The organism is Pseudomonas oryzihabitans (assembly GCF_024652905.1).
Taxonomy (GTDB): Bacteria; Pseudomonadota; Gammaproteobacteria; order Pseudomonadales; family Pseudomonadaceae; genus Chryseomonas; species Chryseomonas benzopyrenica.
The window spans coordinates 4,291,810-4,314,478 of sequence record NZ_CP102428.1 but is presented as its reverse complement, the minus strand read 5'-3'; the positions used below and the strand labels follow the sequence as shown (position 1 = coordinate 4,314,478).

The window sequence follows — 22,669 nt, the reverse complement described above, 5'->3', positions numbered from 1 at the left end:
CACCAATACGGCATTCGGACTTTCATGTTGCGCAAAAAGCAACGGCAAAAGAGGGCACCAGCATCGTGCAAAGGTGCAGTCAGAGGGCACTGTCCAGCCCCAGGCTGGTGCAGGGCAACTGGCCACAAACGCCTGGATTGCAGGCAAGAGGCCAGTCGCCATGCGCCTTGCCGAGGCCTGGCACAGTTCCTGAAAAGCGCCCTGGCGGGCCAGCAGCCCAGCCCAACAACAGCGCACGTTCGCTTAGGAGCCTTTCGCATGAAGCGCCGCCCTCTACTGAAGACCACCCTTGCCGCCTCCGCCCTGCTCATGAGCGGCCTGTTCCCCTGGAGCGCCGCCCACGCCGCGGACACCATCAAGGTCGGCATCCTGCATTCGCTGTCCGGCACCATGGCCATCTCCGAGACCTCGCTCAAGGACATGGCGCTGATGACCATCGACGAGATCAACGCCAAGGGCGGCGTGCTGGGCAAGAAGCTGGAACCCGTGGTGGTGGATCCGGCTTCCAACTGGCCGCTGTTCGCCGAGAAGGCGCGCCAGCTGGTGACCCAGGACAAGGTGGCGGTCACCTTCGGCTGCTGGACCTCGGTCTCGCGCAAGTCGGTGCTGCCGGTCTACGAGGAACTCAACGGCCTGCTGTTCTACCCGGTGCAGTACGAAGGCGAAGAGATGTCGCCCAACGTCTTCTACACCGGCGCGGCGCCGAACCAGCAGGCCATCCCGGCGGTGGAATACCTGATGAGTGAAGAAGGTGGCGGCGCCAAGCGCTTCTTCCTGCTGGGCACCGACTACGTCTATCCGCGCACCACCAACAAGATCCTCAGATCCTTCCTGCACAGCAAGGGCGTGCAGGACAAGGACATCGAGGAGGTCTACACCCCCTTCGGCCACAGCGATTACCAGACCATCGTCGCCAACATCAAGAAGTTCGCCGCCGGCGGCAAGACCGCGGTGGTCTCCACCATCAACGGCGACTCCAACGTGCCCTTCTACAAGGAACTGGGTAACCAGGGCCTGAAGGCCACCGACGTGCCGGTGGTGGCCTTCTCGGTGGGCGAGGAAGAACTGCGCGGCATCGACACCAAGCCGCTGGTGGGCCAGCTGGCCGCCTGGAACTACTTCGAGTCGCTGGATAACCCGGTGAACAAGAAGTTCGTCGACGCCTGGAAGGCCTACGCCAAGGCCAAGAACCTGCCCAACTACCAGACCGCCGTGACCAACGACCCCATGGAAGCCACCTACATCGGCATCCATATGTGGGCCCAGGCGGTGGAAAAGGCCGGCAGCACCGACGTCGACAAGGTCCGCAAGGCCATGGCAGGCCAGACCTTCGCCGCGCCGGACGGCTACACCGTGAAGATGGACGAGAAGAACCACCACCTGCACAAGCCGGTAATGATCGGCGAGGTCCAGGACGACGGTCAGTTCAACGTCGTCTGGCAGACCGAAGGCCCGGTCCGCGCTCAGCCCTGGAGCCCCTACATCCCCGGCAACGACAAGAAGTCCGACGAACCGGTGAAGAGCGGCAAGTAACGGCCAGCCCTCCCCCCCGGCCCCTCTCCCGGAGGGAGAGGGGCGCAAAACGCCGCCCAGCCTGCAGCTCTTACCCCCTCTCCCTCGGGGAGAGGGTTGGGGTGAGGGCAAAAGGCGTTCCGCAGCCAACAGGAAACACCCGCACCACCACCGCTCCGCTCCTCCCCCTCTCCCCCTGGGAGAGGGCCGGGGTGAGGGCTCGCCAGCGCACCCGGTCAGACCGCCAGGCGCCCGGCACCAGAAACGAGGCCACGCCCGCCCTCCCCCGGGAGACGTCGTGCAGGAGCCTTTACCCATCGACGAGGCCGAGTATGTCCCTACGCCTTTTTCTTCTGCCCCTGCTGTTGCTGCTCGTGGGCACCGCCCAGGCCGGTCCCGCCGCCGAGCTGGCCGCCGCCAGCGCCAACGACCAAGCCAAACTCCTGCAAGCATGGGCCGCCGAACCCGACACCGCCCAACTCCCGGTCCTCCAGGCGCTGCAGGACGGTCGCTTCTATGTCGACGAAGACAAGCGCCCCTTCTACAAGACCGGCGACAGCTACAGCGCCGCCGAAGGTGACGCCACCGCCCCCACCGGCACGCCCAAGCCGGTGCGCCTGAACAACCGCCTGCGCATCCTCATCGGCGCCGCCCAGGCCAGCGGCGGGTTGCTGTCCGCGGATGCCGGCGTGCGCCTGGCCGCCGCTCAGGCCCTGCGCCAGGAGGCCAAGCCCGAGCAGCGTGCCTTCCTGGAAAAGCGCCTGCAGACCGAAGCCGACAAGGAAGTGCAAGGCGCCCTTGCCGCCGCCCTGGCCAATCTGCAGCTGACCGATCCCGATCCCGCCGTGCGCCTGGCCGCGGTGCGGCTGCTCGGCGAATCCGGCGAGCCCCAGGCCAAGACCCGCCTGCAGGCCCTGCTCGATCCTGCGGTGGAAGCCAACGAAGACGTCCGCAAGGCCGCCGCTACCGGCCTCGCCCAGGTGGATCGCAAGCTGCTGCTGGGCGATCTGCTCGGCCAGGCCTTCACCGGGCTGTCGCTGGGCTCCATCCTGTTGCTCGCCGCCCTGGGCCTGGCCATCACCTATGGCCTGCTCGGCGTCATCAACATGGCCCACGGCGAGATGCTGATGCTGGGCGCCTACAGCACCTATATGGTGCAGCTGACCCTGCAGCGCCTGGCCCCCGAGTGGCTGGCCTGGTATCCGCTGCTGGCACTGCCGGTAGCCTTCGCCGTCACTGCCGCCATCGGCATGGCGCTGGAGCGCACCGTGATCCGCCATCTTTATGGCCGACCGCTGGAAACCCTGCTGGCCACCTGGGGCATCAGTCTGATGCTGATCCAGGCGGTGCGGGTGCTGTTCGGCGCCCAGAACGTCGAGGTGGCCAACCCGGCCTGGCTGTCCGGCGGCATCCAGGTGCTGCCCAACCTGCTCCTGCCGTGGAACCGGGTGATCATTCTCGGCTTCGTGGTCTTCGTGCTGGTCCTGACCTGGGCCCTGCTGAACAAGACCCGGCTGGGTCTCAACGTGCGCGCCGTGACCCAGAATCGCAACATGGCCGCCTGCTGCGGCGTCCCCACCGGGCGCATCGACATGCTCGCCTTCGGCCTCGGCTCCGGCATCGCCGGCCTCGGTGGCGTGGCCCTGTCGCAGATCGGCAACGTCGGTCCGGACCTCGGCCAGAGCTACATCATCGACTCCTTCCTGGTGGTGGTGCTCGGCGGCGTCGGCCAACTGGCCGGCAGCGTACTGGCGGCCTTCGGCCTGGGCATCGTCAACAAGATCCTCGAACCCCAGATCGGCGCCGTGCTGGGCAAGATCCTCATCCTCGGCCTGATCATCCTGTTCATCCAGAAGCGGCCCCAGGGCCTGTGCGCCCTCAAGGGGAGGGTCATCGATTGAACCAGCCACTCGCGCTTACCGCTGTGCAGAAGGCCGGCCCGCGCCTGAGCCTGGCCGTGCTCGGCCTGGCCCTCGCCGTGCTGATCGCCCTGCCGCTGCTGTCCCTGCTGCCGGCCGACAATGCCTTTCAGGTGTCGGCCTACACCCTGACCCTGGTGGGCAAGATCCTCTGCTACGCCATCGTCGCCCTGGCGCTGGACCTGGTCTGGGGCTATGCCGGGATGCTCTCCCTCGGCCACGGGCTGTTCTTCGCCCTCGGCGGCTACGCCATGGGCATGTACCTGATGCGCCAGGCCGCCGGCGACGGTCTGCCGCCGTTCATGAGCTTTCTCTCCTGGACCCGCTATCCCTGGTTCTGGGCCGGTACCGACCATTTCCTCTGGGCGCTGTGCCTGGCGGTGCTGGCCCCCGGCCTGCTGGCCCTGGCGTTCGGTTTCTTCGCCTTCCGCTCGAAGATCAAGGGCGTCTACTTCTCGATCATGACCCAGGCGCTGACCTTTGCCGGCATGCTGCTGTTCTTTCGCAACGAGACCGGCTTCGGCGGCAACAACGGCTTCACCGGCTTTACCACCCTGCTGGGCTTTCCGGTGGCCGCCCAGGGCACCCGCGCGGTGCTCTTCCTGCTCACCGTGGCCCTGCTGGTGGCCAGCCTCTGGCTGGGCTGGCGCCTGGCGCAGAGCAAGTTCGGCCGCATCCTCACGGCGATCCGTGACGCCGAGAACCGGGTGACCTTTTGCGGCTATGATCCGCGCGGCTTCAAGCTGTTCGTCTGGGTGCTCTCGGCAGTGCTCTGCGGCCTGGCCGGCGCCCTCTATGTGCCCCAGGTGGGCATCATCAATCCCAGCGAGATGGCTCCGACCAACTCCATCGAAGCGGCCATCTGGGTCGCCCTCGGCGGACGCGGCAGCCTGATCGGCCCGGTACTCGGCGCCGGCATCGTCAACGGAGCCAAGAGCTGGTTCACCGTAGCCTTTCCCGAGTACTGGCTGTTCTTTCTCGGCGCCCTGTTCATCGTCGTCACCCTCTACCTGCCGCGTGGCGTGATCGGCCTCATCAAGAAGGAGCGCGACGCATGAAAGCCGCCCCCATTCCCCCCACCGCCGCGGAAGTGCTCGATCCCGGCATCGGCGCCGAGGCCAGCGGTCTCGGCCATCGCGCCGGCAAGGGCCTGGACACTCGCCACGGCACCATCCTCAGCCTGGAAGGCATCGAGGTCAGCTTCGACGGCTTCAAGGCCCTGCGCGACCTCAATCTCTACATCGGCGTCGGCGAATTGCGCTGCATCATCGGCCCCAACGGCGCCGGCAAGACCACCATGATGGACGTCATCACCGGCAAGACCCGCCCCGACCGCGGCAGCGCCTGGTTCGGCGAGACCCTGGACCTCACCCGCCTGCAACCGGTGCAGATCTCCCAGGCCGGCATCGGCCGCAAATTCCAGAAGCCCACGGTGTTCGAGGCCCTGACCGTCTGGGAAAACCTGGAGCTGGCACAGCGGACCGACAAGTCGGTCTGGGCCAGCCTGCGCGCGCGGCTCTCCGGCGAACAGCGCGATCGCCTGGAAGAGGTGCTCGGCACCATCCGCCTGCAGGAGTCGCGCGGCCGCACCGCCGGGCTGCTCTCCCACGGCCAGAAGCAATTCCTCGAGATCGGCATGCTGCTGGTGCAGGAGCCGCAACTGCTGCTGCTCGACGAACCCGTGGCCGGCATGACCGACGCCGAGACCGAATTCACCGCCGAGCTGTTCAAGTCGCTGGTGCCCCGGCACTCGCTGATGGTGGTGGAGCACGACATGGGCTTCGTTGGCAGCATAGCCGACCACGTCACCGTGCTGCACCAGGGCCACGTACTGGCCGAAGGCTCGCTGGACCAGGTCCAGGCCAACGACCAGGTGATCGAGGTGTATCTGGGGCGCTAGCGCCCCTGCTTTCAATTGATCGCGGCCATGGCGGTTCGCCGCTGCGACCGCTCCTACAGGTGCCGATGTCGCCGTAGGAGCGGCCCATGGCCGCGATAAAATCTTTACGAGGCGCCCATGCTCCAGGTGAACGAACTCCATCAATACTACGGCGGCAGCCACATCCTGCGCGGCCTGTCCTTCGAGGCCCCCATCGGCGAGGTCACCAGCCTGCTCGGCCGCAACGGCGTCGGCAAGACCACCCTGCTGCGCTGCCTCATGGGCCTGATCCCGGCCAAGCGCGGCAGCGTCACCTGGGAAGGCCAGGACATCACCGCCCGCAAGCCGCACCAGCGGGTGCAATCCGGCATCGCCTACGTGCCCCAGGGCCGCGAGATCTTTCCGCGTCTCACCGTCGAGGAAAATCTACTCATGGGCCTGTCGCGCTTTCCCGCCCGGGAGGCCCGCGAGGTGCCGGAGTCCATCTACGAACTCTTTCCGGTGCTCCGGCAGATGCGCCAGCGTCGCGGTGGCGACCTCTCCGGCGGCCAGCAGCAGCAACTGGCCATCGGCCGCGCCCTGGCCAGCCGCCCGCGGCTGCTGATCCTCGACGAACCCACCGAGGGCATCCAGCCCTCGGTGATCAAGGAGATCGGCACCGTCATCGCCCACCTGGCCAAGCGTGGCGACATGGCCATTCTGCTGGTGGAGCAGTTCTACGACTTCGCCAGCGAACTGGCCGACGGCTACCTGGTGATGTCCCGCGGCGAGATCGTCCAGCGCGGTCGCGGCGCCGACATGGAGGCCGAAGGAGTGCGCGGACTGGTGGCGATCTAGGTCACCAGGGTCGATAATCGAACGCTTCCGGCGCAACACCCCGGCGGCGGATTGACGAAATTAACCATCTGGTACATTTTCTCTGCAACGCCGGGCGTTGGTCCGCCCGGCTAGACAACAACAGAGAGAACGCCATGTCCCGCCGCATCCTGGTCCTCAACGGCCCCAACCTCAATCTGCTCGGCACCCGCGAGCCCGCCACCTACGGCCACGAAACCCTGGCCGACGTCGCCCGGCTGTGTACCGAGACCGCCGCCGCCGAGGGTTACGAGGTGGACTTCCGCCAGACCAACCACGAGGGCGAATTGCTCGACTGGATCCACGCGGCCCGCGGCGCCTATGCCGGGGTGGTGATCAATCCCGCCGCCTGGACCCACACCTCGGTGGCCTTGCGCGACGCCCTGGTGGCCAGCGAGTTGCCGGTCTACGAGGTGCACCTGTCCAACGTGCATCGCCGCGAAGCCTTCCGTCATCATTCTTATGTCTCGGGCATCGCCGTCGGCGTCATCTGCGGCCTCGGCAGCCAGGGCTATCGCGCCGCCATCGCCGCCCTCATCGCCCACCAGGGAAACTAACGCCATGACCGCATCGAAATCCGTCCTCGCCGGCCTCATCGGCGCCGGCATCCAGGCTTCGCTGACGCCCACCATGCACGAACGCGAAGGCGAGGCCCAGGGCCTCAGATACCTCTATCGCCTGATCGACCTGGACGTGCTCGGCCTCACCGCCGACGCCCTGCCCGAACTGCTGCAGGCCGCCCAGCGCACCGGCTTCACCGGTCTCAACATCACCTTTCCCTGCAAGCAGGCGATCATCCCACTGCTCGACGACCTCTCCCCCGAGGCGCGCGGCATCGGCGCGGTGAACACTGTGGTCCTGGCCGACGGCCGCACCGTGGGCCACAACACCGACTGCCTGGGCTTCGCCGAAGGCTTCCGCCGCGGCCTGCCGGACGTGGCCAAGCGCCTGGTGGTGCAACTGGGTGCCGGTGGCGCCGGTAGCGCCGTGGCCCACGCCCTGCTCGCCGAGGGAGTGGACCAGCTGTTCATCTTCGACGTCGAGGCCGAGCGCGCCCAGGCGCTGGTAGACAACCTGACCCGCCACTTCGGCCCCGGTCGCGCCGCGGTCGGCACCGACCGGGCCGCCGCGGTCGCCGCTGCCGATGGCCTGGTCAACACCTCGCCGGTGGGCATGGCCAAGCTGCCCGGCATGCCACTGCCGGCCGAACTGCTGCACCCCGGCCTCTGGGTCGCCGAGATCATCTACTTCCCGCTGGAAACCGAACTGCTGCGCCAGGCCCGCGCCCTCGGCTGCCGCACCCTCGACGGCGGCACCATGGCCGTGTTCCAGGCGGTCAAGGCCTTCGAACTCTTCAGCGGCTGCAGCGCCGACGCCGAGCGCATGCAGGCCCATTTCGCCGAATTGCGCGGGTAGTCCTAAGCGTTGGGCTTCGCTGCGCTCAACCCAACCTACACCGCTAACTCGTAGGTTGGGTTGAGACAGCTCCACCGTCGAAGCCCAACGAGCCCGAGCGCTGCTGCCTCCTGCTTACCCCATAAAAAAGGGGAAGCCTCGGCCTCCCCTTTCTCATCCCCTCGCCTCAGCGCGGCATGTTCGGCTGGCGCCGCGACTTCTTGCGCGGACCGCCCTTGGCGTAGCCGGCGGCCTGGCCTTCCTGGCCCTTGTCCCAGGCCTTGCTGCCGTCGCTGGCGCGGGGCGGCAGACCGGTGTGCTGGGTGAGGATGCGGCCAGCGCCGGTGCCGGCCTTTTTGCTGCCCACCGGGGTGGAGTTCTTGCGCCGCGCGCTCTGGTAACCGGTGTCGCCCACCGGCTGGGTGGCTGGGATCAGCTGGTGCTTGCCCGGACCGATCAGGTCGGCGCGGCCCATCTCCTTGAGCGCCTCGCGCAGCAGCGGCCAGCCCTTGGGATCGTGGTAGCGCAGGAAGGCCTTGTGCAGGCGGCGCTGCTGGTCGCTCTTGACGATGGTCACGCCGTCGCTCTTGTAGGTGACCTTGCGCAGCGGATTCTTGCCCGAGTGGTACATGGCCGTGGCGGTGGCCATCGGCGAGGGATAGAAGGCCTGGACCTGATCCGCACGGAAGCCGTTGCGCTTGAGCCACAGCGCGAGGTTCATCATGTCCTCGTCGGTGGTACCCGGGTGCGCGGCGATGAAGTAGGGGATCAGGTACTGCTCCTTGCCCGCCTCCTTGGTGTACTTCTCGAACATCTGCTTGAAGCGGTCATAGCTGCCGATGCCCGGCTTCATCATCTTGTCCAGCGGACCACGCTCGGTGTGCTCGGGCGCGATCTTCAGGTAGCCGCCGACATGGTGGGTGACCAGTTCCTTGACGTACTCGGGCGACTCCACGGCCAGGTCGTATCTCAGCCCCGAGGCGATCAGGATCTTCTTCACCCCCGGCAGCGCCCGCGCCTTGCGGTACAGCTCGATCAGCGAGGAGTGATCGGTGTTGAGGTTCTCGCAGATGCCGGGGAAGACGCACGACGGCTTGCGGCAGTGGCGCTCGATCTCCGGGTCCTTGCAGGCGATGCGGTACATGTTGGCGGTCGGCCCGCCCAGGTCCGAGACCACCCCGGTGAAGCCCGGCACCTTGTCACGCATCTCCTCGATCTCGCGGATGATCGAGTCGTGGGAGCGATTCTGGATGATCCGGCCTTCGTGCTCGGTGATGGAACAGAAGGTACAGCCACCGAAGCAGCCGCGCATGATGTTGACCGAGAAGCGGATCATCTCGTAGGCCGGGATCTTTTCCTTGCCATAGGCCGGGTGCGGCACGCGCGCATAGGGCATGCCGAACACGTAGTCCATTTCCTCGGTGGTCATGGGGATGGGCGGCGGCGTGAACCAGACGTCCACCTCGCCATGCCGCTGCACCAGCGCGCGAGCGTTGCCCGGGTTGGTTTCCAGGTGCAGCACGCGGTTGGCGTGGGCATAGAGCACCGGGTCGTTGCGCACCTTCTCGAAGGACGGCAGGCGGATCACCGTCTTGTCGCGGGTCATGCGCGGGCTTTCCAGCAGCTGCACCACCTTGGCTTCGTTGGGATCCTCGACCTCACCTTTCGCCTGCTCAATGGCACAGGCCTCGGTGTCCTGCGTATTCACGTAGGGATTGATGATCTTGTCGACGCGACCGGGACGATCGATGCGGGTCGAGTCGATCTCGAACCAGCCCTCGGGCGTGTCCCGCCGGATGAAGGCGGTACCGCGTACGTCGGTGATGGCCTCGACGCGCTCGCCACGCGACAGCCGCTGGGCGATCTCGACCACCGCCCGCTCGGCGTTGCCATAGAGCAGGATGTCGGCGGTGGCGTCCATCAGGATCGAGCGACGGACCTTGTCCTGCCAGTAGTCGTAGTGAGCGATCCGGCGCAGCGAGGCCTCGATGCCACCGAGCACGATCGGCACGTGGCTGTAGGCTTCCTTGCAGCGCTGGCTGTAGACCAGGCTGGCGCGATCCGGACGCTTGCCGGCGACGTTGCCCGGGGTATAGGCGTCGTCGGAACGGACCTTCTTGTCCGCGGTGTAGCGATTGATCATGGAATCCATGTTGCCCGCGGCCACACCGAAGAACAGATTCGGCTCGCCGAGCTTCATGAAGTCGTCCTTCGAATGCCAGTCCGGCTGGGCGATGATGCCCACGCGGAAGCCCTGGGCCTCCAGCAGCCGGCCGATGATGGCCATGCCAAAGGACGGGTGATCGACGTAGGCGTCCCCGGTGACGATGATGATGTCGCAGCTGTCCCAGCCGAGTTGCTCCATCTCCGCCCGACTCATGGGCAGGAAGGGTGCAGGACCAAAGCACTCGGCCCAGTATTTCGGATAGTCGAACAGCGGCGTGGCGGCTTGCATGGCAGCTTCCGGGAAAGGGGTGTTTTTGGGAGGGCGCGAAGAATAGCACAAAAAATGACCAGTTCAGCCCCCGGACATCGATTGCCTTTGGCTATCGACGGCGGCCTCGGCCCTGCCCTCACCCCAGCCCTCTCCCCGAGGGAGAGGGAGCAAAGCAACCCGCGCAGTGGTTCTTCTCCCTCTCCCTTTGGGAGAGGGTCGGGGAGAGGGAAGCCCACCCTCAATGCCGCCCCCACCAGGAGTGCTACCATAGCGCCCCGCTCCTTCCTCACCACCGAGACACCCTCCTCCATGTCCCAGCCCCAACCCGCCGCCGGCCAGTTGCAGCGCGGCCTGAAGAATCGTCACATCCAGCTGATCGCCCTCGGCGGAGCCATCGGTACCGGTCTGTTCCTCGGCTCGGCCGGGGTGCTCAAGTCGGCCGGTCCGGCGATGATCCTCGGCTACGCCATCGCCGGCTTCATCGCCTTCCTGATCATGCGCCAGCTCGGCGAGATGATCGTCGAGGAACCCGTCGCCGGCTCCTTCAGCCACTTCGCCAGTCGTTACTGGGGTCGCTTCCCGGGCTTTCTCTCCGGCTGGAACTACTGGGTGCTCTATGTGCTGGTGGGCATGTCGGAACTCACCGCGGTGGGTAAGTACGTGCAGTACTGGTGGCCCGAGGTGCCGACCTGGGCCAGCGCCCTGGTGTTCTTCGTGCTGGTCAACCTGATCAACCTGTTCAACGTGAAGGCCTTCGGCGAGACCGAATTCTGGTTCGCGCTGATCAAGGTGGTGGCCATTCTCGGCATGATGGCCTTCGGTCTCTGGCTGCTGGTCAGTGGCAGCGGCGGTGCCGAGGCCTCGGTGAGCAATCTCTGGAGCCATGGCGGTTTCCTGCCCAACGGCTGGAGCGGCCTGTTCGCCGTGCTGGCGATCATCATGTTTTCCTTTGGCGGCCTGGAGCTGGTGGGCATCACCGCCGCCGAAGCCGACCAGCCGCGCACCGTGATTCCCAAGGCCATCAACCAGGTGGTCTGGCGCATCCTGATCTTCTATGTCGGCGCCCTGACCATCCTCTTGTCGCTGCACCCCTGGGACGAACTGGTGCGCAGCATCGGCGCCGGCGGTGACGACTATGCCGGCAGCCCCTTCGTGCAGACCTTCGCCCTGCTCGGCAGCGATACCGCCGCCCACCTGCTCAACTTCGTGGTGCTGACCGCGGCGCTGTCGGTCTACAACAGCGGCGTCTACTGCACCAGCCGCATGCTCTATGGCCTGGCCGAACAGGGCGATGCCCCGCGCGCCCTGCTGCGCACCAATCGCCGCGGCGTGCCCCTGCTGGGCATCGCGGTGTCCTCGGCGGTGACCCTGCTCTGTGTGGTGGTCAACTACCTGCTGCCGCAGAATGCCCTGGAGTTGCTGATGTCGCTGGTGGTGGCCTCGCTGGTGATCGCCTGGGCGCTGATCAGCCTGACCCACCTGAAATTCCGCGCCGCCCAGCGTCAGGCCGGGCGCACCTCGCACTTCCCGGCGTTCTGGTCGCCGGTCGCCAACTGGCTGTGCCTGGCCTTCGTCGGCATGATCCTGGTGCTGATGCTGCGCATCCCCGGGATCGCCGTTTCGGTCTACGCCATTCCGTTCTGGCTGGCCTTCCTGTTCCTCTGCTACAAGCTGCGCCGCGGCTGATCGCCCTCGCACCCGTAGATTGGGCTGAGATGGCTCCATCGTCGAAGCCCAACAGTCCGCGCACGACCTGACAATGTTGGGCTTCGCTGCGCTCTGCCCAACCTACCCCTCAAGCCCCCCTACTCGAACGGCACCCAGGGTCGCTGTGGCTTCATGATGATGCAGCCGTCCTCGCCCAGCGCCCAGATGTCATAGAAACGGTTGTCCACCAGCCGCGTGGCGGCCCCGGGCACGGCTACGCGCTGGCTGCAGCTGTCGCTGTCGGCATCGTCGATCACCCCCAGGTCCAGCAGCCGCTCGGCGATCATGAAGTTGCCCGGCGACAGGCCGAGGATGAAGGGCAAGGCCGGCACCTGCTCGAAGGTCTTCTGCGCCAGCGGCAGCCAGGCCACCTCCAGCGGACCGCCGGTCCAGAGCAGGCGCTTGAGCGACCGCAGCTCCGGACGACTGCTGAGGTCATGGTGCAGCTCCTGGACGAAACCGCGCTCGAAGGTCTTTTGCGCCGAGAGCACCTGCCCATAGGCATAGGCCAGGGACAGCATCCACAGCACCGGCAGCACCAGCAGCCAGGTCAACCGAGGCTGGAGACGCTCCAGCAGATCGTGGGCCAGCAGCAGCGCCAGGGTCAGGACGACCGCCAGCCCCATCAGGGTGCGGGCTTCGAGGATGAAGTCGCTGAACAGCAGGGTGATGCCGGCCACGCAAAAGGCCAGCACCGGCAGGGTCGCGCCGTACAGCAGCAGGGGCAGCAACGCCCGCTGGCCATAGGCTCGGGCATAGGCCAGGGCCCCCAGGCCGTAACCGATCACGGCCAGCCCACCGAACAGCCACCACAGCCAGAGATTGCCCGGAGTGACCAGCAAGGCGACGCTGTGCAGCACCTCGCCCAGCCGGTGCCAGAGCTCGAGCAGCACCTGACCGCCCACGCCGGCGTGCCGCGTAGTCGCCATCAACTGGTAGGCCGTCAGGTAATAGAGGACGCCACCCAGCAGCAGCTGCAGGCCCTGGCGCAGCACCAGCCGCAGCGCCTGCTCGGGCGCCTCGCGGCGCTGCACGGCGCGGATCAGCTCCAGGCAGCAGAGCCCGATGAAGACATTGAGCGCCACCTGGTAGAAGGCGACGGCCACCGCCAGCAGTGCCGCCGGCACCAGCAGCGCCAGCGTGGTATGGCGACTGCGATAGATCACCGCATAGATCGCCGCCACCAGACTCAGGGCCATGGTGGGGCCGTCGTACTGGTAGGTCAGGTTGCCCAGCCAGAACGGCGAGAACCATAGCGGCAGCAGGGCCAGGCACTGGGTCGGCTGGGGCGCGCCGAAGCAGTGCCGGGCCAGGTCGGTCAGAGCCCAGGCCGCGGCGGCGCAGGCGATCAGCAGCGGCAGGGGGAAGAGATTGAGGGTGCTGCCGCTGAAGGTCAGCAGCCGGTAGAAGACCTCGGTGAGCACCCGCCCCTGCTGCCGCCACTCCGGGCCGTTCTCCAGCTGGATGCGCCAGTTGTCATCGACATAGGGGAAGTCGACCAGGATGAAGGGCAGCACGAACAGCAGCAGCGCGGAAAGGAACAGCCCCCGGGTCTGCAGCGGGGTGAGCGTCTGGGGCATGGCGGCGGATCCGAATCCGGCTTCGACGAGAGACGCAGCCGCCACCACCCGAAGCGATAGCGGCGCCGGCTGCGTGTGGGTCAGTCCTGCAGGGCCAGCTGGCAGATCCGCTCGCAGAGTTCGTCGAAGTCGATGCCCATGGCCGCCGCCGATTGCGGCAGCAGGCTGGTGGCGGTCATCCCCGGCAGGGTGTTGACCTCCAGGCACCAGAGCCGCCCCTCGGCGTCCAGGCGGAAGTCGGCGCGGCTGTAGCCGTCGAGCTTGAGCGCCCGATGCGCGGCCAGGGCCAGACGGCGTGCTTCCTCGGCGATCTCGGGCGAGACCTCGGCCGGAAACACCTCCACCGCGCCCTTGGGCTGGTATTTGCTGGTGTAGTCGAACACCCCGCTCTGGCCGAGGACGATCTCGCCCACCGCCAGCGGCTGGTCGCCCAGCACGCCCACGGTCAGCTCGCGCCCGGCGACGAAGCGCTCGATCATCACCTCGCGATCGTAACGCAGCGCCAGCTCGATGGCCGGCTGCAGGTCCTCGGCACGGCTGACCTTGCTCAGGCCCACGGTGGAACCCTGCTGGCTGGGTTTGACGATCACCGGAAAGCCCAGGGTCTCGGCCACGGTCGCGGCATCCACGGGCGCCATCAGCCAGTCGGCGGTGGACACCCCGGCGGCACGGAACAGCCGCTTGCTGAGGTCCTTGTCCATGGCCACGGCGCTGCCCACCCGGCCGCTACCGGTGTAGCGCAGTTCGGCCAGGTCGAGCAGGGTCTGCAGGGTGCCGTTCTCGCCGGTCCCGCCGTGCAGGGCGAGGAACAGCAGATCCTGGTCGCCCAGCTGGGCGCGGCTGAGCACCGCACCGGCATCCTGGCCGCGCATCCGCACCAGCGCGGTCCGCTCCGGCGGCTCGAGGCCGACGCGGGCCTCCAGCAGCGCGCGCTCGGCATCCTCGTCGAGCAGGCCCAGGGCAGTGTCCACGGTCACCACCTGGTGCCCGCGTCGGCGCAGGGCCGCCACCACCTGGGCACCGCTGGCGATGGACACGTCGCGCTCTTCGCTGGTGCCACCGAGCAGGACCGCGATCCTCAGCTTGTCCTTGACCATCATTCGTCCTCGAAAACGTAGCTGCCGGGCGCGAGATTCTCGAACCGGGTGTATTTGCCGATGAAGGCCAACCGCGTGGTGCCGATCGGACCGTTACGCTGCTTGCCGATGATGATTTCCGCCACGCCCTTGTATTCGGTCTCCGGGTGATACACCTCGTCCCGGTAGACGAACATGATGACGTCGGCGTCCTGCTCGATGGCGCCCGATTCCCGCAGGTCGGAGTTCACCGGACGCTTGTTCGGCCGCTGTTCCAGCGAGCGGTTGAGCTGGGAAAGCGCCACCACCGGACAGTTGAATTCCTTGGCCAGACCCTTGAGCGAGCGGGAGATCTCGGAGATCTCGTTGGTGCGGTTCTCACCGCTGCTGCCACCGATCTGCATCAACTGCAGGTAGTCCACCATGATCAGCGCCAGGTCGCCATGCTCGCGCACCAGGCGCCGGGTCCGCGCCCGCATTTCCGAAGGGCTGATGCCGGCGGTATCGTCGATGAACAGCTTGCGGTCGTTGAGCAGATTGACCGCCGAGGTCAGTCGCGGCCAGTCGTCGTCGTCCAGCTTGCCGGAGCGCACCTTGGTCTGGTCGATGCGGCCGAGGGACGAGAGCATCCGCAGCACGATGGAGTCGGCGGGCATCTCCAGGGAGAACACCAGCACCGCCTTGTCGGTACGCAGTACGGCGTTCTCCACCAGGTTCATGGCGAAGGTGGTCTTGCCCATCGACGGACGACCGGCAACGATGATCAGGTCCGCCGGTTGCAGGCCGCTGGTCTTTTCGTCCAGATCGGCGAAACCGGTGGACACGCCGGTGATGGCGTCACTGGAATTGAACAGGGTGTCGATGCGGTCGATGGCCTTGGTCAGGATGTCATTGACCCCGACCGGACCACCGGATTTCGGCCGTGCCTCGGCGATCTCGAAGATCTTGCGCTCGGCTTCATCGAGCAGCTCGTTGGCCCCGCGGCCTCCCGGGTTGTAGGCACTGTCGGCGATGTCGGCGCTGATGCCGATCAACTGCCGCAGGGTCGCCCGCTCGCGCACGATCTGCGCATAGGCCTTGATGTTGGCCACCGAGGGGGTGTTCTTGGCCAGCTCGGCCAGATAGGCCAGGCCGCCCACCTGGGGCAACTGGCCTTCGTTGTCCAGCTGTTCGGACAGGGTCACCACGTCGAACGGCTGGTTGCGCTCGGCCAGACGGGCCACGGCGCGGAAAATGAGGCGGTGGTCGTGACGATAGAAGTCGCCATCGGACACCTGATCGAGCACACGCTCCCAGGCATTGTTGTCCAGCATCAGACCACCCAGCACGGCTTGTTCGGCCTCGATGGAATGCGGCGGAACCTTGAGGGCAGCGGTCTGCAGATCGTACTGCTCGGGCAGGGAAATCTCGTTCATGCGCAGGTCTTGGGCCCCCATTGCGGGCGGCGAAATGATTTTTCGAAACGGCAGAAAAGACAAAGGGCACGTCACTGCCTTGGCAATGACGTGCCCGATTGTCGACAGACCTGCGCCAGGGCGCAAGTCCGCCAGTCAGGCGACGGCGCGCTTATTCAGCGACGACGACGATCTTGACGGTAGCTTCGACGTCGGTGTGCAGGTGCACTTCGACGTCGTATTCGCCAACACTGCGCAGCGCGCCGTTGGGCAGGCGAACTTCGCTCTTGTCCAGTTCGACGCCAGCGGCGCTAACGGCTTCGGCGATGTCGCGGGTGCCGATGGAACCGAACAGCTTGCCTTCGTCGCCGGAGTTGGCGGCGATGGTCACGGTCAGTTCAGCCAGCTTGGCGGCACGGGCGTCAGCCTCGGCCTTCTTCTCGGCAGCCTGCTTTTCGAGCTCGGCACGACGAGCTTCGAAAGCCTCGACGTTGGCAGCGGTGGCTGCGGTGGCCTTGCCCTGCGGCAGCAGGAAGTTACGGGCGTAACCGCCCTTGACGTTCACTTTGTCGCCCAGGTTGCCCAGGTTGGCGATCTTTTCCAGCAGGATGACATCCATTGAGTCTTTCCTCTTAACTTTTAACCTTCACCGTCCGCGGGCCCCTGCGGCTCTTGCGCAGACCGCCCACGGAAATCGAACACGCTATCGATCACAGCCAGAATCACCAACAACGGATAGATCAGCTGCCCGAACAGCAACAGCGTCACGTACAGCCCCACCAGCCAGAATCCTGCCAGGCGCTTGGCCGCCACCAGCCCGTGTAGCAGGGCGATGCCGGCAAAGGCCAGCGGCACGCTGCACAGCGGGGTCAGCAGGCCAAGCCCACTGCCCAGGTTCGGCGCCAGCACCAGCAGAGCCAACAGGCCGAGCGCGATGGCTGGACGCAGACGCAGGGCGCGAAATTCGCGACCAAACCCCTGGGGGTTGTACAGCGCCGCCTGCCAGTAGCGCCCGAGCATCAGGCACAGCAGGCAAGTGATCTGGAAGAACGCCGCCATCAGGCCGGTCAGCACGGGCAGCAGCAACTGCTGCAACTGCGCCTGCTTTTCCGGCGGCAACTGCGCCGCGCTCGGGCCCAACACCTGGGGCAGCAACCGACGGATTTCCTCCGCCAGCTGCGCGATGCCCTCGGCATAGACCTGCCCCAGCACCAGGGCGAAAACCAACCCCAGCGGGACACTGGCCAACAGCACCCGTGTCCAGGACAGACTCTGGCGCAGTAGTGCCGCCAGCAGCGTCGAACCCAGCAACACCAGCACGATGCTGGCATCACCCAGATACAGCCAGAACAGCGCTGGCAGCAGGGCCCAGACCAGCACCCCGGCCGCTGCAGCAGGTCCCCGGCGCAACAGCACCAGGCTGCCACCGGCAGCGGTCATCCAGTACAGCAGCGGCACGACTGCACCCAGTACCACCACGAGAGTGGCTTGGGTGCGGCCGCGCATGATGAACTCAGCCAGAGGCCGCATGCCGTGTTTATCCGTTATCCGTGATCAGGCGTCGATCAACGACCGTGGCTGTCGGTGTAGGGCAGCAGGGCCAGGTAACGGGCACGCTTGATGGCGGTGCCCAGCTGACGCTGGTACTTGGCCTTGGTGCCAGTGATACGGCTCGGGACGATCTTGCCGGTTTCGGAGACGTAGGCCTTCAGGGTGTTGAGATCCTTGTAGTCGATCTCTTTCACGCCTTCGGCGGTGAAACGGCAGAACTTACGACGACGGAAGAAACGTGCCATGACAATGATTCCTCGCTAGATCCAGATTACTCGGCGCTGTCGGCGTCGTCGGAGTTGCCTTCGGCGGACTCGGACTCGGACTCGGCAGGACGCTCGCGACGCTCGCGACGCTCGTTGCGGTTTTCTTCGGCCTTGAGCATCTCGGATTGACCGGTGACGGCCTCGTCACGGCGCAGGATCATGTTACGGATCACGGCGTCGTTGTAGCGGAAGTTGTCTTCCAGCTCGGCCAGGGCCTTGGCGCTGCACTCGATGTTCATGAGTACATAGTGAGCCTTGTGAACGTTGTCGATGGCATAAGCCAGCTGACGACGGCCCCAGTCTTCCAGGCGATGGACTTTGCCACCGTCTTCTTCGATAGCCTTGGTGTAGCGCTCGACCATGCCGCCCACCTGTTCGCTCTGGTCCGGATGAACCAGGAACACGACTTCGTAATGACGCATTTAATGCTCCTTACGGGTTGCAGCCTGCCGCGGAAACGCGGTCAGACAAGGAGTGAATAGTTCGGATGACTTGCCCAGCGGAATGCGGACGCACTCCGGGCAAGGGGCAACATTCTAGAGAAGGGCGCCGAGGGGCGCAACCGCAGGCATGACCGGCGCGACCGCCGGGCAGCCACAGGCACTCAGCGTTGCACGTCGGCCAAGGCTTGGCGGATCTTGTTCAGGTCATAGGGCTTGATCAGCACCCCGACCCGCGCCTCCATGCCGGGCTCGCGCTCGAAGGCATAACCCGAGGCGACGACGATGCGCAGCGTCGGATCCATCGCCAGGGCACGCCGGGTCAACTCGATCCCGGACATGCCGCCCAGCCCGATATCGGTGAACAGCACATCGTGCTCGCGTTGCGGCAGCAACTCGAGGGCAGCCTCCGCCGAGGCGACGGCCGTGACCTGATGGTCCAGCTCCTCGATGACTTCGGTGGTCAGCATGCGCAGCGTGGCATCGTCTTCGACGAGCAGCACTCGCAAGCCTACCGGCTCTTGGATCTCCTGACTCACGCGGGCATCCTCTTGTTGACAGGTCTCGCCCCGGGCTTTCCCAGGGCGAGGCCGGTATTTTGCGCACTGCAGCGCGATTCGTATAGTGCGATACGCGCCAGGTCGGTACCCAGACGTTTCCTGGGGCAGTCTATCTGGACGCAGAGGCGCGTCTTTGACGCACGGCCTCGAACAGGCAGACGCCAGTCGCCACCGAGACATTGAGACTGCTGACGCTGCCGGCCATGGGCAGGCGGGCCAGATGATCGCAATGCTCGCGGGTCAGCCGGCGCATGCCCTTGCCCTCGGCACCCATGACCATCACGGTCGGGCCGCTCATGTCGACGTCATAGATCTCCTGGGTCGCCTCACCGGCGGTACCGACGATCCACAGCCCGCGCTTCTGCAGCTTCTCCAGGGTCCGCGCTAGGTTGGTGACGGCCACCAGCGGCAGCACCTCGGCGGCGCCGCAGGCCACCTTGCGCACCACCGCGGTCAGGGTGGCCGACTTGTCCTTGGGCACGATTACCGCCAGGGCCCCGGCGGCATCGGCGCTGCGCAGGCAGGCGCCGAGGTTGTGCGGATCGGTGACGCCATCGAGCACCAGCAGCAGCGGCGGACCTTCGGCCCGATCGAGCAACTCCTCGAGCATGGCCTCGCCCCAGACCTGGCTGGGACTGACCTGGGCCACCACGCCCTGGTGCACGCCCTCGGCCAGTTCGTCGAGCAGTGCCCGTGGCTTGGTTTCCACCGCCAGGCGTTGACCGGCGGCCAACTCCAGCAGGGCCTCGACCCGCGGCTCACGCCGTCCTTCGGCGATCCAGAGCTGCTTCACCCGCCGCGGATGGAAGCGCAACAGCGCTTCCACGGCGTGGATACCGTAGACGGTTTCCAGCTGGCTCATGCGTCATCCTTGGGGCGCGACTGACCCTTGCGATGAGGCTTCTTCGCCTTGGCCTTGGTCTTGGTCTTGCTCTTGGCTGCAGCCTTGGCCTTGGCCTGGTCTTCGATCTTGGGCTTGCCTGCCGATTTCTTCTTGGCACCTGCAGCCTTGGCCTTCTTGACCCTGGCATCCACCGCCGCGGCACCTTCGGCAGCCGCCCCCTTACCCTGACGGGCTGGCGCGGTCCGCGTCTTGGCCGTGTCGCTGGCCTTACCTTTGTCGGCATTACCCTTGGCTTTGCCATTGGCCTTGCCTGCGGTTTTGGGCTTGCCGCCCTCGACCTTGGCTTCGGCCAGCAGGGCCTGCTTTACCGCGCGACTACGTCTGACGTCGGTATTACCGAGCAACTGATCATCCTGCCTGGACGATTTCGACGGAGTCGCCTCAACCGAAACTGGCATAGGCGTACTGGCGTTCTGCTGTTGCGCCGAGGAGGTCGCGCGCCGTCGCTCGCTCCGCGAGCGACGCGGCTCAGACTCCGGTTCTGGCGCAACGCTCGCAGGCGTTGCCTCGACTGTTGCGGCGACACCCTGCTCCTGCGCCGGCGCACCACGACGACGACCATTACGCGAGCGGCGGGGCTCACGCTCCGGCTCCGGCGAGACGGTCTCAGTGGCGGTCTCGGCGTCCGGAAGAGCGCTTGGTTCCTGCACTGGCGCCGGCGTACCGCGACGACGACCGTTACGCGAGCGACGGGGCTCACGCTCTGGCTCCGGCGAAACGGTCTCAGTCGCGGTCTCGGCGACCGGAAGAGCGCTTGGTTCCTGCGCTGGCGCTGGCGCACCACGGCGACGGTTGCCACGCTTCTGACGCGGCTCGCGCTCTTCCCGCACACGCGGCGCCCCGGCGCTGGCCGGCAGCACGAAGTCGATCTTGCGCTCGTCCAGGTCGACCCGGGCCACCACCACCTCGAGGGGATCGCCCAGTCGATAGCTGCGACCGCTGCGCTCACCGGAGAGGCGATGGTGAACGCTGTCGAAGTGATAGTAGTCGTCCGGCAGCGCGGTGACGTGCACTAGGCCCTCGACGAACACTTCGGACAACTCGACGAACAGGCCGAAACCGGTCACCGCGGTGATGACGCCGGCATAGGTCTCGCCGACGCGATCCTTCATGAACTCGCACTTGAGCCAGTTGGACACATCCCGCGTGGCTTCGTCGGCGCGGCGCTCGGTCATGGAGCACTGCTCGCCGAGCTGATCCAGGCGCAGTTCGTCATAGGGATAGATGCGCGCCTTGGCCATGCTCGTGGCGCCTGCGCGCTTGACGTGCTTGGTCTCCAGCTTGGAGCGGATGACGCTGCGGATCGCCCGATGCACCAGCAGATCCGGATAACGGCGGATCGGCGAGGTGAAGTGGGTATAGGCCTCGTAGTTGAGACCGAAGTGACCGTTGTTGTCCGGACTGTAGACCGCCTGGCTCAGGGACCTGAGCATCACCGTCTGGATCAGCCGGAAATCCGGTCGCTCGCGGATCTGCTGCAGCAGCGCCTGGTAGTCCGAGGGCACCGGATTGGCCTTGCCCTTGGTCAGCGACAGCCCCATCTCACCGAGGAACTGACGCAGATTGGTCTGCTTTTCCAGGGGTGGAGCGTCGTGCACCCGGTAGAGTGCCGGCACCTTGTGCTTTTCGAGGAATTTGGCAGTGGCCACGTTGGCGCACAGCATGCATTCCTCGATCAGCTTGTGGGCATCGTTGCGCTGGGTCGGGCGGATCTCGGAGATCTTGCGATCGGCGCCAAAGACGATGCGCGTGTCCTGGGTCTCGAAATCGATGGCGCCGCGAACGTGACGGGCGGCCAGCAGTACCTTGTACAGGCTGTAGAGCTGCTCCAGGTGCGGCACCACCTCGCCGAGCTGCTTGCGCAACTGCTTGCCTTCAGCCGACTTGGGCTGCTCCAGCACCGTGGAGACCTTGTTGTAGGTCAGGCGCGCATGGGAGTGGATGACCGCTTCGTAGAACTGGTAGCCGGTCATGCGCCCGGAGCCGGCGATGGTCATCTCGCAGACCATGGCCAGGCGATCCACCTGGGGATTGAGCGAGCAGAGGCCGTTGGAGAGGGCCTCGGGCAGCATGGGGATCACGCGCTCGGGGAAATACACCGAGTTGCCGCGCTTTTCCGCTTCGGCATCCAGTGCCGAGCCGACCTTGACGTAGTGGGAGACGTCGGCGATGGCGACATACAGCCGCCAGCCACCGGACTTCTTGGCTTCGGCATAGACGGCATCGTCGAAGTCACGGGCGTCTTCGCCATCGATGGTCACGAAGGGCAACTGGCGCAGGTCGATGCGCTTCTGCTTGTCCTTTTCCTCCACCTCGGGCTTGAGCTTGGCGGCTTCCTTCTCGACGGCCTTGGGCCATTCGTTGGGGATGTCGTAGCTGCGCAGGGCAACCTCGATCTCCATGCCCGGCGCCATGTAGTCGCCGAGAATCTCGACCACTTCGCCCTGGGCCTGACGGAAGGTGGTGGGCCATTCGTCGATGCGCACCTGCACGAACTGGCCGTGGGCGGCGCCGCCGTGCTTGCCCTCGGGCACCAGCACCTGCTGGCCGATCTTGGGATTGTCCGGCACCACATAGGCCAGACCGCTCTCCTGGAAGAAGCGCCCGACCAGGGATTCGTGTGCCCGGGTGACCACCTCGACCAGGCCGCCTTCGCGACGACCGCGCCGATCATGGCCGGCGACCCGCGCCAGGGCGATGTCGCCGTCGAACACCAGGCGCATCTGCGCCGGGCTGAGGAAGAGATCGTCGCTGCCGTCGTCGGGGATCAGGAAGCCGAAGCCATCGCGATGACCGGCGATGCGACCGCGCACCAGATCCAGCTTGTCGATAGGGGCATAGGCGCCGCGGCGGGTATAGATCACCTGGCCGTCGCGCTCCATGGCGCGCATGCGCCGCCGCAGGGCTTCAAGTTGGTCTTCGGTGACCAGGCCAAATTCCTCGGCCAGCTGGGGCCGTGTGGCCGGAGCGCCGCGATCGGCGAGATGAGCCAGAATGAGTTCGCGACTCGGAATGGGGTTATCGTACTTTTCCGCTTCCCGGGCGGCCTCGGGATCGAGGGATTGCCAATCGGCCATCAGTCTGGGGTTACCTTCTAAGTCTGGGTTCGGTAGGAACTGCCATAAAGCCTATTGAAACGTGAAAACCGCGCAATAGTTAGCCTGGCATGCTCAATAAAAATATTTTTCACAGCA

General features: G+C 66.0%; 19 protein-coding genes. 8 read left to right on the top strand and 11 right to left on the bottom strand.

Translation table 11 applies throughout. The features are described from left to right. Positions 1-258 precede the first annotated feature (258 nt). From urtA to NRG74_RS19990, 7 genes are all read left to right on the top strand, one after another. Entirely contained in the window at positions 259-1,533 is a 1,275-nt protein-coding gene (urtA, locus tag NRG74_RS20020; RefSeq protein WP_257705127.1) for an urea ABC transporter substrate-binding protein, read from the top strand. 311 nt (positions 1,534-1,844) lie between these two features. Then, positions 1,845-3,413 carry an urea ABC transporter permease subunit UrtB gene (urtB, locus tag NRG74_RS20015; RefSeq protein ID WP_257705126.1) on the top strand — a complete coding sequence of 523 codons (1,569 nt, stop codon included), beginning with the start codon at positions 1,845-1,847 and terminating at the stop codon, positions 3,411-3,413. Further along, positions 3,410-4,489, top strand: a complete 1,080-nt coding sequence (gene urtC, locus NRG74_RS20010; RefSeq protein ID WP_257705125.1) for an urea ABC transporter permease subunit UrtC — start codon at positions 3,410-3,412, stop codon at positions 4,487-4,489. Before urtB ends, urtC begins: the two co-directional genes overlap by 4 nt. Then, positions 4,486-5,331, top strand: a complete 846-nt coding sequence (gene urtD, locus NRG74_RS20005) for an urea ABC transporter ATP-binding protein UrtD (protein ID WP_257705124.1) — start codon at positions 4,486-4,488, stop codon at positions 5,329-5,331. The genes urtC and urtD overlap by 4 nt, the downstream gene beginning before the upstream one ends. Before the next feature lie 117 nt (positions 5,332-5,448). Then, positions 5,449-6,147, top strand: coding sequence for an urea ABC transporter ATP-binding subunit UrtE (urtE, locus tag NRG74_RS20000; RefSeq protein WP_064307638.1), 699 nt, complete (start codon positions 5,449-5,451; stop codon positions 6,145-6,147). Between the two features lie 134 nt (positions 6,148-6,281). Continuing rightward, on the top strand, positions 6,282-6,722 hold the full coding sequence (gene aroQ, locus NRG74_RS19995) for a type II 3-dehydroquinate dehydratase (RefSeq protein WP_017642925.1): 441 nt from the start codon (positions 6,282-6,284) through the stop codon (positions 6,720-6,722). Positions 6,723-6,726: 4 nt separating this feature from the next. Continuing rightward, positions 6,727-7,581 (top strand): shikimate dehydrogenase, encoded by an 855-nt coding sequence (locus tag NRG74_RS19990; protein ID WP_257705123.1) that lies wholly within the window; start codon positions 6,727-6,729, stop codon positions 7,579-7,581. 166 nt (positions 7,582-7,747) lie between these two features. Here NRG74_RS19990 and NRG74_RS19985 read toward each other — a convergent pair whose 3' ends face one another. Further along, complete coding sequence (locus NRG74_RS19985) at positions 7,748-10,015, bottom strand: YgiQ family radical SAM protein (RefSeq protein ID WP_257705122.1); 2,268 nt, start codon at positions 10,013-10,015, stop codon at positions 7,748-7,750. A gap of 291 nt (positions 10,016-10,306) precedes the next feature. Here NRG74_RS19985 and NRG74_RS19980 point away from each other — a divergent pair, with 291 nt between their 5' ends. Further along, positions 10,307-11,683, top strand: a complete 1,377-nt coding sequence (locus tag NRG74_RS19980; RefSeq protein ID WP_257705121.1) for an amino acid permease — start codon at positions 10,307-10,309, stop codon at positions 11,681-11,683. Positions 11,684-11,802: 119 nt separating this feature from the next. Here the strand turns inward: NRG74_RS19980 and NRG74_RS19975 are convergent, their stop codons facing one another. From NRG74_RS19975 to rnr, 10 genes are all read right to left on the bottom strand, one after another. Next, the gene (locus tag NRG74_RS19975) at positions 11,803-13,284 is read right to left on the bottom strand and encodes a glucosyltransferase domain-containing protein (protein WP_257705120.1); all 1,482 of its coding nucleotides are present in this window, start codon (positions 13,282-13,284) and stop codon (positions 11,803-11,805) included. An 80-nt stretch (positions 13,285-13,364) separates the two neighbouring features. After that, a complete protein-coding gene (locus NRG74_RS19970) occupies positions 13,365-14,381 on the bottom strand; it encodes a D-alanine--D-alanine ligase (RefSeq protein WP_307774106.1) in 1,017 nt (338 codons plus the stop codon). Further along, positions 14,381-15,775 (bottom strand): replicative DNA helicase, encoded by a 1,395-nt coding sequence (dnaB, locus tag NRG74_RS19965; RefSeq protein ID WP_257705118.1) that lies wholly within the window; start codon positions 15,773-15,775, stop codon positions 14,381-14,383. Before dnaB ends, NRG74_RS19970 begins: the two co-directional genes overlap by 1 nt. A gap of 151 nt (positions 15,776-15,926) precedes the next feature. Beyond that, positions 15,927-16,373, bottom strand: coding sequence for a 50S ribosomal protein L9 (gene rplI / locus NRG74_RS19960; protein ID WP_257705117.1), 447 nt, complete (start codon positions 16,371-16,373; stop codon positions 15,927-15,929). A 20-nt stretch (positions 16,374-16,393) separates the two neighbouring features. After that, complete coding sequence (locus NRG74_RS19955; protein WP_257705116.1) at positions 16,394-17,284, bottom strand: hypothetical protein; 891 nt, start codon at positions 17,282-17,284, stop codon at positions 16,394-16,396. Positions 17,285-17,319: 35 nt separating this feature from the next. Next, positions 17,320-17,550, bottom strand: a complete 231-nt coding sequence (gene rpsR, locus NRG74_RS19950; protein WP_007161145.1) for a 30S ribosomal protein S18 — start codon at positions 17,548-17,550, stop codon at positions 17,320-17,322. Positions 17,551-17,576: 26 nt separating this feature from the next. Continuing rightward, the gene (gene rpsF / locus NRG74_RS19945) at positions 17,577-17,993 is read right to left on the bottom strand and encodes a 30S ribosomal protein S6 (protein WP_007161146.1); all 417 of its coding nucleotides are present in this window, start codon (positions 17,991-17,993) and stop codon (positions 17,577-17,579) included. 182 nt (positions 17,994-18,175) lie between these two features. Then, positions 18,176-18,550, bottom strand: coding sequence for a response regulator (locus NRG74_RS19940; protein WP_007161147.1), 375 nt, complete (start codon positions 18,548-18,550; stop codon positions 18,176-18,178). Positions 18,551-18,680: 130 nt separating this feature from the next. Further along, positions 18,681-19,433 (bottom strand): 23S rRNA (guanosine(2251)-2'-O)-methyltransferase RlmB, encoded by a 753-nt coding sequence (gene rlmB / locus NRG74_RS19935; protein ID WP_017642915.1) that lies wholly within the window; start codon positions 19,431-19,433, stop codon positions 18,681-18,683. After that, positions 19,430-22,552 carry a ribonuclease R gene (rnr, locus tag NRG74_RS19930; RefSeq protein WP_257705115.1) on the bottom strand — a complete coding sequence of 1,041 codons (3,123 nt, stop codon included), beginning with the start codon at positions 22,550-22,552 and terminating at the stop codon, positions 19,430-19,432. The genes rlmB and rnr overlap by 4 nt, the downstream gene beginning before the upstream one ends. Between the last annotated feature and the right edge of the window lie 117 nt (positions 22,553-22,669).

Bases quoted from the DNA above. Each gene is read 5' to 3' on its own strand.
- urtA (WP_257705127.1), top strand. From the start codon at position 259: ATGAAGCGCCGCCCTCTACTGAAGACCACCCTTGCCGCCTCCGCCCTG.
- urtB (WP_257705126.1), top strand. From the start codon at position 1,845: ATGTCCCTACGCCTTTTTCTTCTGCCCCTGCTGTTGCTGCTCGTGGGC.
- urtD (WP_257705124.1), top strand. From the start codon at position 4,486: ATGAAAGCCGCCCCCATTCCCCCCACCGCCGCGGAAGTGCTCGATCCC.
- urtE (WP_064307638.1), top strand. From the start codon at position 5,449: ATGCTCCAGGTGAACGAACTCCATCAATACTACGGCGGCAGCCACATC.
- aroQ (WP_017642925.1), top strand. From the start codon at position 6,282: ATGTCCCGCCGCATCCTGGTCCTCAACGGCCCCAACCTCAATCTGCTC.
- NRG74_RS19990 (WP_257705123.1), top strand. From the start codon at position 6,727: ATGACCGCATCGAAATCCGTCCTCGCCGGCCTCATCGGCGCCGGCATC.
- NRG74_RS19985 (WP_257705122.1), bottom strand. From the start codon at position 10,015: ATGCAAGCCGCCACGCCGCTGTTCGACTATCCGAAATACTGGGCCGAG.
- NRG74_RS19980 (WP_257705121.1), top strand. From the start codon at position 10,307: ATGTCCCAGCCCCAACCCGCCGCCGGCCAGTTGCAGCGCGGCCTGAAG.
- NRG74_RS19975 (WP_257705120.1), bottom strand. From the start codon at position 13,284: ATGCCCCAGACGCTCACCCCGCTGCAGACCCGGGGGCTGTTCCTTTCC.
- NRG74_RS19970 (WP_307774106.1), bottom strand. From the start codon at position 14,381: ATGGTCAAGGACAAGCTGAGGATCGCGGTCCTGCTCGGTGGCACCAGC.
- dnaB (WP_257705118.1), bottom strand. From the start codon at position 15,775: ATGAACGAGATTTCCCTGCCCGAGCAGTACGATCTGCAGACCGCTGCC.
- rplI (WP_257705117.1), bottom strand. From the start codon at position 16,373: ATGGATGTCATCCTGCTGGAAAAGATCGCCAACCTGGGCAACCTGGGC.
- NRG74_RS19955 (WP_257705116.1), bottom strand. From the start codon at position 17,284: ATGCGGCCTCTGGCTGAGTTCATCATGCGCGGCCGCACCCAAGCCACT.
- rpsR (WP_007161145.1), bottom strand. From the start codon at position 17,550: ATGGCACGTTTCTTCCGTCGTCGTAAGTTCTGCCGTTTCACCGCCGAA.
- rpsF (WP_007161146.1), bottom strand. From the start codon at position 17,993: ATGCGTCATTACGAAGTCGTGTTCCTGGTTCATCCGGACCAGAGCGAA.
- rlmB (WP_017642915.1), bottom strand. From the start codon at position 19,433: ATGAGCCAGCTGGAAACCGTCTACGGTATCCACGCCGTGGAAGCGCTG.
- rnr (WP_257705115.1), bottom strand. From the start codon at position 22,552: ATGGCCGATTGGCAATCCCTCGATCCCGAGGCCGCCCGGGAAGCGGAA.